The sequence below is a fragment of the Variovorax sp. Soil_C_33 genome (genome assembly GCF_057656935.1).
The window spans coordinates 17,171-26,389 of record NZ_JBDGJK010000030.1 but is presented as its reverse complement, the minus strand read 5'-3'; the positions used below and the strand labels follow the sequence as shown (position 1 = coordinate 26,389).

Below are 9,219 nucleotides of genomic sequence, written 5' to 3'. Positions count from 1 at the left end.
GGAAGCACGCTGCGGCATCCACAAGAACGCTGCGCGAAGCCCGCTTTCGGCATCCGCGAAAGCTGGGGTCTGTTGACCCCCGGGTTTGCCCGGAGGGGGGTTCAGCGCAGCAGGAACTCGATCAGCGTGAGCGTGGCCGGCGAGGGCGCGACCTCGCTGCGCAGCGCGATGCGGTGCGTGCGCGCGGCCCAGGCATCGGTCAGGGGCACGGCCGCGAGCGGCAGGCTCGCGAGCTGCGGCGTCACCGCCTGCAGCGGCAGCACGGCCACGCCCAGGCCGCCGGCGACCATGCGGCAGACGGCATCGAAGCTGCGCATCTGCATGCGGACCTTGAGCGGCTTGCCGGCCACCGAGGCCGAGGTGGCGAGCCGGCTCGACAGGGCCGTGCCGTCGTGCAGCGCGATGAAATCCTCGGCCAGCGCATCCTCCAGCGCCATCGGGCCGCTGCCGGCGAGCGCGTGGGCCGCGGGCACCACCAGCACCAGCGTGTCGGAGAAGCAGTCGCGCAAGCTGATGCCGTGCGGCGCATGCGCCATGTCGACGATGCCCAGATCGGCCCGGCCCTCGAGCAGCAGTAGCGGGATGTCCAGGCTGCCGTACTCGGCGACGTCGATGCGGATCAGCGGATGCTCGCGCATCATCCGGTCGAGCTTGGCCGGCAGCAGCTCCAGCACGGAAGAGGTGTTGGCCACCAGGCGCACATGGCCCTGCAGGCCCTTGGCGTAGTCGTGCAGGTCGATCGAGAGGCGATCGGTGTCGGCCAGCAGCTCGCGGCCGCGCCGCACCAGCATCTGGCCGACGGGCGTGAGCCGCACGCCGCGCGAAGAGCGCTCGAACACGCGCAGCCCGAGCGACTCTTCCAGCGCCGTGATGCGCGCGCTGGCGGCGGCCACGGCCAACTGCAGCCGGTCGCCTGCGGCGCTGATGGAACCGAGCTCCGCTGCCGCGACGATCACGCGCAGCGTGGCGAGATCAAGCGGCTCGTTCAAGAGCCTGCTCGGGTGCGAACAAGCGGCCGTGGCCCGGCGAGGCAGGCTCGAGGCCGGCGACCCTCATCAGGTCCCAGAAGCCGGCCGGCGAGCTCGAAGTGACGGGTAGCCCGAGCTTTTGTTCCAGCGGCATGTGGATGTCCAGCGTCAGCAGGCCGCCGCAGGAGATCAGCAGGCCCTCGGCCGAGCGGTCGGCCGCGACCGTGCGCTCGGCCAGCGCCATCAGCGTGTCGGCGCTCACCTGGGCGACCGCGTCGACGCCGGTGATCGAGAGCCCCTCGATGTGCGTGACCGCGATGCCACAGCTCGCGAGATAGGCCACGAGGCGCTCATTGAGCGTGTCGATGTAGGCGGTGGCGACCGCCACGCGCCGGATGCCGAGCTGCCGCAGGCTGGCGACGATCGCGTGGCTCATCGTCGTGCAGGGCAGGCCGGTGGCCTCCTGCATGCGGTCGCGCAGCTGGTCGGTGAACTCGAGGCCGCGGTAGAAGCTGAGCGAGGTGCCCATCAGCGAGACGGCTTCGGCGCCGGCATCGCGCAGCTCGACGGCGAGCGCCAGGATGCGGTCCACCACGGTGTCGAAGCCTTCGGGCGAGATGCCCGGGATGCCGAGGCCGCGGGCGATGAAGCGCACATCTCGCCCGCCATAGAGCGCCTGGCCGTCGGACGGCACGAGGCCTGCTGCGGGCGGCACGATGAGGCCGAGTGTGCTTGTCTTCATGGTCGATGTCTCCAAGGCTTTTGTTCGCAAGCGCCGGATTGTGCGCGTCAGCGCTTGGCGCTGGCCACGACGCCGGCGCCGCGCACCTCGAGCTTGACCTGGTCGAGCACCTGGCCGCGCGCATCGACGAGCTCCACCACGTGGCGGCCCGGCCAGGGCAGCCACTGTGCGCTGCCGCCGCGCGCGAAGAGCTTGCCGTCGATGCGCCACTGCAGGCCGTGGCCCACGGCCTCGAGGCGAACGCGCTGGTGCCGGGGCGGGATGTCGGGGTCGAGCGCGATGATGGTGCCGTCCGCAGGCGCGGTGATCCGCGGCGCCGACTCGGCTGCGGCGCCGGGGATGGCGAACAGCGGCTGCTCGGTGCCTGCGATGAACCATTCGTCGCGCGCCGCTTCGAGCTCGTCGCCGAAGCGCACGCGCAAGCGCACCAGGCCGGGCGGCGGCGCGGGCGCGCGGCTGCCTTCGCTGCGATGCAGAAAGCCCATCAGCTCGGCCCACACGGGCGCGGCGCCGCTGGTGCCGCTCACCTCCCACATCGGCGCCCCGCTCGCATTGCCCACCCACACGCCGACCGTGTAGCGCTCGGACCAGCCGATGGCCCAGTTGTCGCGCATGTCCTTGCTGGTGCCGGTCTTCACCGCGCTCCAGAAGCGCGTGCCGAGCACGCTGTCGAGGCCGAAGGTGCGGGCGCGCGCATTGGTGTCACTGAGGATGTCGCCCACGATGAACGCAGCACGCGGATCGATGGCCGGCGTGTTGCTCCTTCCCCCTCTGGGGGAAGGCTGGGATGGGGGCATCGGCGCCACCAGGAACCGCGTCTCCCCAACCCGCCCCCCATTCGCCAGCGTCCGATACGCATTCGTCAACCCCAGCAGCGACACCTCCGCACTCCCCAGCGCCAGGCTGTAGCCGTAGTAGTCGCCGTTCTGCGCCAGCGGCAAGCCCGCCGCGCGCAGCTGGCGTGCAAAGGAGGCCGGCGAGACCATCACCAGCGTGCGCACCGCCGGCACGTTGAGCGAGGCCGCCAGCGCGGTGCGCACCGACACATGGCCCTTGAACTGGCGGTCGTAGTTCTGCGGGACGTAGAGGCCGCTCGCAGTGGTGATCTGCGCCGAGGAGTCGTCGAGCAGCGAGGCTGCCGTGAGCCTTCGTTCGGCAATCGCCTGCGCATAGAGCAGCGGCTTCAGCGTGGAGCCCGGCTGGCGCTGCGCGAGCACGCCGTCGACCTCGGCCGCGCGGCTCAGCTCGCCCGAGGAGCCGACCCAGGCCAGCACCTCGCCGCTCGCGTTGTCGAGCACCACCAGCGCGCCGTCTTCGACGTTGCGGCCGCGCAGTTCGCGCAGATGGCGCTGCAAGGTCGTGAGTGCAAAGCGCTGCAAGGGTGCGCGCAGGGTGGTCCGGATATCCTCCCTCTCCCCCCGGGAGAGGGCGGGGGTGAGGGCGCGCAGCGCCAAATGCGGCGCGATCCCCTCGCTCGCAGCGAACCCCCGCCTTTGCAAAGCCGCACTCGCAAACATGTCCAGCGCCTCGCAATCCACCCTGGCGCCCGCCTCCATCGCCCGCATTACCTCGCACGCGCGTTGCGCCACCAGCGCCGGCTTCGCATTGGGCGCGCGCACCAGTGCGGCCGCCACAGCCGCCTCGCGCGCGTCGAGCCCGTGCGGCGCCTTGCCGAACAGCGTGCGCGAGAGCGCATCGATGCCGACGATCTCGCCGCGGAAGGGCACGGTGTTGAGGTAGGCCTCGAGGATCTGGTCTTTGCGCCAGTGGCGCTCCAGCTGTTGTGCTGCCACGGTCTGTCCGAGCTTCTGCGTGAAATTGCGCCCGCCGCCGCCGCGCCGCAGATCGTCGTCGAGCAGGCCCGCGAGCTGCATCGTGATGGTCGAGGCGCCGCGCGTGCGCGTGTTCCACACATTGGCCCAGGCCGCGGCCGAGACCGCGCGCCAGTCGACACCGCTGTGCGCGTAGAAGCGCTTGTCCTCGCTCAGCACCATGGCCGTGCGCAGGGCCGGCGACACCTCGGCGAGCGCGATCCATTGGCCGCAGCGCACCTGGGAGTCGGTGCGCACGCGCTGCAGCAGCTCGCCGTGGCGGTCGAGCACACGGGTTTCGGACGGGCGGAACTCGCGCCGCACCTCGTCGAAGCTGGCAAGTGCCTGCGCCTCGCCGGCGAGGGCGGCAAGCAGTGTCAGCGCCAGCAAGGCGGCTCGGGTGCGTGGCATGGGGCCGCTAGCTTGCCACAGCCGGCCACCTGGTCCTAGTATGCTGGCGGCGCGACTGTTCGAGCATCTCGTCGGCGTTGTCGATGATCATCTGGGCGAAGTCCTTGGCGTCCATCTGGCGCGCGACGATCATCGGGATGTCGTTGAGCTCCTGCGGGTAGGGCACCGACCACAGCACGCGGCCGCTGCGCGTGCGCATGGGCGTCGGCTGGTCGTCGTGGGGTTGGGCGTGCGGGGGCTTTCGGAAATCCACGGCGAAAGCCAGCCCGCCGGCGCGCGGCCTCCGTGCTTTCGTCCATTTCGGATTGCCGTTCGGAATTGGTATGCCCGTGGCCGATGAGCTCATCGCCGCGCGCGACCGAGGCCGCCACCAGGTCGGAGCACGTCGGGATGCGGCGCCGCCGGACCGATGCAGGCCCCCATGCCTTCGCCGAACGCGAAGTGCTCGAGGTTGAATCGGAATAGACCGCGAGTCGCGCGTCGTTCGGCCACGCATGGTCGACGCGGCGCGTGATGGGCTGGTAGTCGAAGCGGCCGTGCACGGGCAGCGGACCGGGTGTAGCGGCTGTTCATCGATGCCTCCGGGTTGCCTTTCGAAGCGCCGCAAGTTGCATGCCGATGCATGAAAGCGGTCTGGGCCTACTCGCGAACAGGGGCCCGTGCCGGTTGCGGCAGCGCGGCGCACCGAGCATCTTGAATGGGCACATCCGGTAACCAGCTTCACGCAAAGGCGAAAGGCGGATACCGGCCCGACACCGGCGCAGCCGATGATGGCTTCGTCGGGTCTACCGATCGACCGAAGCTCAAGGAGAACCCAATGAAAACACTGCTCGCACTGCTCGTTGCATCCGCCACCCTGGCCGGCTGCGTGGCCGTCCCCTACGACAGCGGCCGACCGCCGCCGCGCTATCAAGGCCAGGGCTATGGCGATAGGGACCGCGACGGCGTGCCCAACCGCTACGACCGCGACCGCGACAACGACGGCGTGCCCAATCGCTACGACAGCCGGCCGAACAACCCCAATCGGTATTGAGCGCGCCGCCTGCTACTCCTGGGGCGGAAACTCCGGGTAGCGGGGCAGGGGGTCGGCGAAGTGCACCCAAGGCAGGCGCTTCGACTCCCAGTAGTGGAGCGTGGGCGGCACCCTGCCGGGGTCGTCCATGCTGCCGATCGTGATGTCGATGAGCCCCGGGATGTAATCCGCGGTGAAGCTGACCTGCGTGCCGCAGTAGGCGCAGAAACCGCGGCGCGCACCCGGCGACGATTCGTAGAGGGCCGGCGCGCTGTCGGGAAATACCACCTGCGATTCCTGGTACATGGCCCAGGCCACGGCCGGCGCCGCATTCGCGCGGCGGCACATCGAGCAATGGCACAGCGCCGCCATCACCGGCTCGCCGGTGATGCGATAGCGAACCGAGCCGCATTGGCAGCCGCCTTCGAGCACAGAGGGATGGGGCACGAGTTCTCCTTTTTGAGTGGGTATCAATCTTGGTAAGGTTCCTTGCTGCGAGGCGCCTGCGGGAGCTGCGCATCGAGCGATTCGCGGTAGCGCAGGCAGCCGCGCAGGAACTGTGGCCAGTCGGGCACGACGGGCACAGGGTCTGTGCGTTCGGGCAGCAGCGCCCACAAGGCCGGGTGATGCCAGCACAGCGCGTGGCCCGTGCTGTCGCGATGCTCGCGAATGCCCTGGCGCAACTTCTTCACTTCGGCGACCAGCTGCTCGCGCGACATGCCGTTCAGATCGGTGTCCATGCGGCCTCCTTCACAACACCACTTCGTAGTGCCGCGCGCTGCGGTCGTACTCCACCATCATGTCCTGCACCTTCAGGGGAACGACGGCCGTCTCCGCATCTTGCCCGGCGAAGCCGTGGATGGCCTCCAGGGATGCCCATTGGGTGACGACCAGGAACTCCACGCCCAGCGCCTGGGAGCGGCGCAGGATCGATGCGCCGATGAATCCCGGCATTGTTTTCAGCGCCGGAAAGGTCTCGATGCGCAGATGCTCGACATAGGCATCTGCCTGGGCGGGCTTCGCCAAGCCTCGCCAGTGACGCGAAATCATGAGTAGACCTCCATGGTGCGCCCCTCAACCCGAGGTGTGCGCATGAGCCAGCTCCCTGAGTGTCTGGACCTGCCAAGTGTGCTCGGCTTCGAAGGCCGACGGATCGTTGACCGCATAGCCGCCATAGGCATAGACCGAGGCATAGGCAGCATAGCCCGCCGCTTCGAGGGCCTGCCCGGCAAGCGCCTTGGCCACGGCGTAGGTCGCGGAGACGGCCGCATGGGCCGAGCCGTCGATCGAGCTGGAGCCGCGATGGCTGTTGGCCACGGCTGCGATCTCCTGCGCGGCCTGCAGCAGCGCGGCCCGGTCCGACCGGCCTTCGACGAAGGCTGCCAGAGCCGAGACGCCGTCGATTGCCCTGGGGTCTTCCAGCAGGTGCTGCACGCGGCGAACACAGGCAAGACCGAAGGCGAGGCGAAGCAGCTCGTGCTGCGGCGCATCGATGCCGAGTTCGGCCGCAAGAAGGGAGAGTTCCTGATTCATGGCCGCCTCAAAAGACTTTCCATTTGAGGAGCACGGCGGCGACCGCCGGGAGGCCGAAGATCAGCAGAAAGATCGGCAGCTCCTCGGCCACCGAATAGCCGGCCTTCGCCACCCCGATCCACATGTTGACTGCGGCGATCACGAACCAGAGCGCCAGGAAGGCGATGGTCGCCGTGCGCATGGCATCGGCGAGGCCGTTGGTGAGCAGCTTTGCCGCACCCAGGCATGCCGCCAGGAGAACGAACCCGCAGGCGATGACGATCAGCGTGCGCATCAAGGTCCTTTCTGGTTCAGCGGAAAAGCGTAGAGGACAAACGGCTCCGGGTCTTCGATGGCGCCCGCGGCGGCGTACAGGCCGCGAGCGGCGTCGTTGTCCGGCTCCGTGGCGACCCAGGCTTCGGTGCAGCCCAGGGCCCTGGCGCGCGACAGCAATGCCGCGACCAGCCGGCGGCCGATGCCCCGGCGCTGATAGGTGGGCGCAACACCGACCTCGTTGATGAAGAGCTGCGCGCGCTGATCGGGATGGATGTAGTGAACGCCGGAAGCCATGCCGACGACCTGCCCGCCGTCCAGCGCGACTGCCAGGTGGTGCCGCGGATCGTGGAGGAATTCCTCCGCGAGCTTCGGCTGCACGTCGAAGTCGAACACGTCCGGCGCCACGTTCGCAAGCACCTCGGCCTCGTCGGGACCGAGCAATCTCACGTCGACGGCTGCGCCTTTCATGGAGCTCTGCCGCTAGGCATCCATGACGAGCTGCGTTTGCGTGACGACGGCGCACAGCTTGCCTTCGGCGGAGCGGATCGTCGTCTGCCACACCATGGTGGTCCGCCCGCGGTGCAGGGCGAGGCATTCGGCCGTGATCGTCGTGTTCGCGCGCGCGCCGCCGATGAACTTGGTGCTGGAATCCGTGGTCGTCGTTCGCTTGCCCTGCGGCATGTTGACGAAGGTGCCGACCGCGCCGAGCGTGTCGGCGAAGGCCATGTAGGCCCCGCCATGCAGGATGCCTCCGGTGGTGCAGAGATCGGGGCGCACGGCGAGCTCGGCCACCACGCGCTCTGCTTCGAGCGCGACGATGCGCACGCCCATCAGGCCCGGGAACAGCGGGTTCAGGACCTGCTGGACGGCTTCGACGGAGGGAAGGGCTTGGGTCATGGCGCTGCCTTCACGGGCCGGTATGGCTGTGTTCCGAATCGGTTCGCCGACCTGGCGCGCGCCCGCTCGGCCTCGATTTCGCGGTCGCGCGGGTCGGCGGTGGTCACCAGCGACTCGATCAGGACGCGGGCCGCTCTCGCCACGTCTTCCACCGCGCGCTCGAAGGCCTCCTGGTTGAGCTTGGACGGGCTGTTGAAGCCGCTGAGCTTGCGCACGAACTGCAGGGACGCGGCCCGAATCTCTTCATCCGTCGCGGGAGGTTCGAAGTTGAACAGGGTCTTGATGTTTCTGCACATGGCGCCGCTCCACGAGTTCGGTCTTCAAGTCTAGAAGGATACGCAGGCCCTCGCTTTGACGCGCAGCACGGCCTCCTGCTGGAACTGCGTCTTGTACGCCGCGACGAGTTCCTGCACGGCGCGCTCGCTGGCCGCGTCGTCGGGATGAACCAGCTGGAGCACCTGCGACGCCTCTTGAACGATCGCGCCATCGGCGCCCCGCCATTGCCCCGACGCGGGCGAAACGGTCAGGCCCTGCGGAAAGCGCGGCGTGACCGTGCCTTTCAGGAACTCGGCCCATTCCGCGGGCGTCACCACGCCGCCGCGGGGCTTGCCGGTACCGAAGAACAGCGAATCGTGAACGAGCGCCTGCCCCCCGCTTGCGCAGCCGGCGCCGTGCATCGGCGCACATGCCGTGAGCGTGGCCGCCAGTACGGCGATGAATGCAAGGCGATCGAGGGACATCACGCCTCGCGTTTTAGCGCGTCTCTTCTCGCTTGCGCAAGCCGTAGCCCAAGACGCCAAGCCCCAGGGCCGCGATGGGAAGCAGGTACAGCAGCACGCCCAGCCGGGGTTTGCTCCTGTCGATCACGGCCTGCGTGGGGTCGGCCTTGTCCACGTACACATGCACCGAGCTTCCCGCCGGGAAGCGCGCCACGACCGCTTGCACCGAAGCGGCATCGCGCCATCCGTCGCCGGCGAAGAAGTAGCGATCGCTCTGGTAGGCCTTGCCGCCCACGTTGTAGCGGTAGACGATGCGCGGCGCGAAGGATTCGCCATGCGCGGCTGCCGTGCTGCCGCTGGACCGAACCGAGGCCTCCACGATCGTTGCGCCGACGGGGATGAAGGAGGAATGCGCTTGCGACTGCCGCACGTAGGAGCCGAGCGCGGCGTAGATGAAACAGAAGGCCGCGATCAGGATGACCAGGCCGCCCACGGCGATGTCATAGCGGCGTGTCGGCACCGGGTATTTCCTCGAGGGCGTGGTACACGGCCTTTCCGTGCTGCCTGGCGAGCGCCACCATCTCGTCGGCGCCGGCAGACGCGCCAGCGATGCGCAGGCAGCCGTCGCATTGGGCGACCAGCCTGCGCGAGATGGGGTGGAAGATCTCGTTGAACACGGCGTCCCCGATGCGCTTGGAGCCCGCGTGCTCGATGAGCGGAAGCGCGAACCACTCGCCCATCACGGGCAGGTGGCCGGCGCGGAACAACTGGAGCGAGGCTTCGGTCATCGCCGCGACGTTCCGGGCGATGAGCAAAGGGTCGTCGTTCGTGCCGGAACGGTAGGGGCCGGCGACGAGGATCATCTGGGGCT

The 9,219-nt window shown here is 69.0% G+C and carries 15 protein-coding genes and 1 pseudogene; 1 reads left to right on the top strand and 15 read right to left on the bottom strand.

What is annotated here, in order from left to right:
• Nucleotides 1-101: 101 nt before the first annotated feature.
• The 4 genes and pseudogenes from AC3A6B_RS29375 to AC3A6B_RS29360 all read right to left on the bottom strand — a co-directional run.
• On the bottom strand, nt 102-989 hold the full coding sequence (locus tag AC3A6B_RS29375; RefSeq protein ID WP_487840162.1) for a LysR substrate-binding domain-containing protein: 888 nt from the start codon (nt 987-989) through the stop codon (nt 102-104).
• Entirely contained in the window at nt 973-1,710 is a 738-nt protein-coding gene (locus AC3A6B_RS29370; RefSeq protein WP_487840161.1) for an arylmalonate decarboxylase, read from the bottom strand. Before AC3A6B_RS29370 ends, AC3A6B_RS29375 begins: the two co-directional genes overlap by 17 nt.
• A 47-nt stretch (nt 1,711-1,757) precedes the next feature.
• Nucleotides 1,758-3,932 carry a penicillin-binding protein 1C gene (gene pbpC / locus AC3A6B_RS29365; protein ID WP_487840160.1) on the bottom strand — a complete coding sequence of 725 codons (2,175 nt, stop codon included), beginning with the start codon at nt 3,930-3,932 and terminating at the stop codon, nt 1,758-1,760.
• Between the two features lie 43 nt (nt 3,933-3,975).
• Nucleotides 3,976-4,480 (bottom strand): annotated as a pseudogene (locus tag AC3A6B_RS29360) (polysaccharide deacetylase family protein); the annotation flags it as partial.
• Nucleotides 4,481-4,749: 269 nt separating this feature from the next.
• Between AC3A6B_RS29360 and AC3A6B_RS29355 the strand changes: the two are divergent.
• Entirely contained in the window at nt 4,750-4,965 is a 216-nt protein-coding gene (locus AC3A6B_RS29355; protein ID WP_487840159.1) for a thrombospondin type 3 repeat-containing protein, read from the top strand.
• 12 nt (nt 4,966-4,977) lie between these two features.
• Here the strand turns inward: AC3A6B_RS29355 and AC3A6B_RS29350 are convergent, their stop codons facing one another.
• The 11 genes from AC3A6B_RS29350 to AC3A6B_RS29300 are packed head-to-tail and all read right to left on the bottom strand — an operon-like array spanning nt 4,978 to nt 9,211.
• Nucleotides 4,978-5,391, bottom strand: coding sequence for a GFA family protein (locus tag AC3A6B_RS29350; protein ID WP_487840158.1), 414 nt, complete (start codon nt 5,389-5,391; stop codon nt 4,978-4,980).
• A gap of 23 nt (nt 5,392-5,414) precedes the next feature.
• The gene (locus AC3A6B_RS29345) at nt 5,415-5,684 is read right to left on the bottom strand and encodes a hypothetical protein (RefSeq protein WP_487840157.1); all 270 of its coding nucleotides are present in this window, start codon (nt 5,682-5,684) and stop codon (nt 5,415-5,417) included.
• Nucleotides 5,685-5,694: 10 nt separating this feature from the next.
• A complete protein-coding gene (locus AC3A6B_RS29340) occupies nt 5,695-5,970 on the bottom strand; it encodes an antibiotic biosynthesis monooxygenase family protein (protein ID WP_487840156.1) in 276 nt (91 codons plus the stop codon).
• A gap of 48 nt (nt 5,971-6,018) precedes the next feature.
• The gene (locus AC3A6B_RS29335; protein ID WP_487840155.1) at nt 6,019-6,477 is read right to left on the bottom strand and encodes a hypothetical protein; all 459 of its coding nucleotides are present in this window, start codon (nt 6,475-6,477) and stop codon (nt 6,019-6,021) included.
• A gap of 7 nt (nt 6,478-6,484) precedes the next feature.
• On the bottom strand, nt 6,485-6,751 hold the full coding sequence (locus AC3A6B_RS29330) for a hypothetical protein (protein WP_487840154.1): 267 nt from the start codon (nt 6,749-6,751) through the stop codon (nt 6,485-6,487).
• Nucleotides 6,751-7,200 (bottom strand): GNAT family N-acetyltransferase, encoded by a 450-nt coding sequence (locus AC3A6B_RS29325; protein WP_487840153.1) that lies wholly within the window; start codon nt 7,198-7,200, stop codon nt 6,751-6,753. Before AC3A6B_RS29325 ends, AC3A6B_RS29330 begins: the two co-directional genes overlap by 1 nt.
• 12 nt (nt 7,201-7,212) lie before the next feature.
• Nucleotides 7,213-7,629, bottom strand: a complete 417-nt coding sequence (locus tag AC3A6B_RS29320; RefSeq protein WP_487840152.1) for a PaaI family thioesterase — start codon at nt 7,627-7,629, stop codon at nt 7,213-7,215.
• Nucleotides 7,626-7,925, bottom strand: coding sequence for a DUF2277 domain-containing protein (locus AC3A6B_RS29315; protein ID WP_487840151.1), 300 nt, complete (start codon nt 7,923-7,925; stop codon nt 7,626-7,628). The genes AC3A6B_RS29320 and AC3A6B_RS29315 overlap by 4 nt, the downstream gene beginning before the upstream one ends.
• A gap of 30 nt (nt 7,926-7,955) precedes the next feature.
• Nucleotides 7,956-8,369: a DUF3574 domain-containing protein gene (locus tag AC3A6B_RS29310; RefSeq protein WP_487840150.1), complete on the bottom strand. Its 414-nt coding sequence runs from the start codon at nt 8,367-8,369 to the stop codon at nt 7,956-7,958.
• A gap of 13 nt (nt 8,370-8,382) precedes the next feature.
• The gene (locus AC3A6B_RS29305) at nt 8,383-8,868 is read right to left on the bottom strand and encodes a DUF3592 domain-containing protein (protein ID WP_487840149.1); all 486 of its coding nucleotides are present in this window, start codon (nt 8,866-8,868) and stop codon (nt 8,383-8,385) included.
• Nucleotides 8,849-9,211 (bottom strand): DUF4406 domain-containing protein, encoded by a 363-nt coding sequence (locus tag AC3A6B_RS29300; protein WP_487840148.1) that lies wholly within the window; start codon nt 9,209-9,211, stop codon nt 8,849-8,851. Before AC3A6B_RS29300 ends, AC3A6B_RS29305 begins: the two co-directional genes overlap by 20 nt.
• Between the last annotated feature and the right edge of the window lie 8 nt (nt 9,212-9,219).

Bases quoted from the DNA above. Each gene is read 5' to 3' on its own strand.
- AC3A6B_RS29370 (WP_487840161.1), bottom strand. From the start codon at position 1,710: ATGAAGACAAGCACACTCGGCCTCATCGTGCCGCCCGCAGCAGGCCTC.
- pbpC (WP_487840160.1), bottom strand. From the start codon at position 3,932: ATGCCACGCACCCGAGCCGCCTTGCTGGCGCTGACACTGCTTGCCGCC.
- AC3A6B_RS29355 (WP_487840159.1), top strand. From the start codon at position 4,750: ATGAAAACACTGCTCGCACTGCTCGTTGCATCCGCCACCCTGGCCGGC.
- AC3A6B_RS29345 (WP_487840157.1), bottom strand. From the start codon at position 5,684: ATGGACACCGATCTGAACGGCATGTCGCGCGAGCAGCTGGTCGCCGAA.
- AC3A6B_RS29335 (WP_487840155.1), bottom strand. From the start codon at position 6,477: ATGAATCAGGAACTCTCCCTTCTTGCGGCCGAACTCGGCATCGATGCG.
- AC3A6B_RS29330 (WP_487840154.1), bottom strand. From the start codon at position 6,751: ATGCGCACGCTGATCGTCATCGCCTGCGGGTTCGTTCTCCTGGCGGCA.
- AC3A6B_RS29325 (WP_487840153.1), bottom strand. From the start codon at position 7,200: ATGAAAGGCGCAGCCGTCGACGTGAGATTGCTCGGTCCCGACGAGGCC.
- AC3A6B_RS29320 (WP_487840152.1), bottom strand. From the start codon at position 7,629: ATGACCCAAGCCCTTCCCTCCGTCGAAGCCGTCCAGCAGGTCCTGAAC.
- AC3A6B_RS29315 (WP_487840151.1), bottom strand. From the start codon at position 7,925: ATGTGCAGAAACATCAAGACCCTGTTCAACTTCGAACCTCCCGCGACG.
- AC3A6B_RS29310 (WP_487840150.1), bottom strand. From the start codon at position 8,369: ATGTCCCTCGATCGCCTTGCATTCATCGCCGTACTGGCGGCCACGCTC.
- AC3A6B_RS29300 (WP_487840148.1), bottom strand. From the start codon at position 9,211: ATGATCCTCGTCGCCGGCCCCTACCGTTCCGGCACGAACGACGACCCT.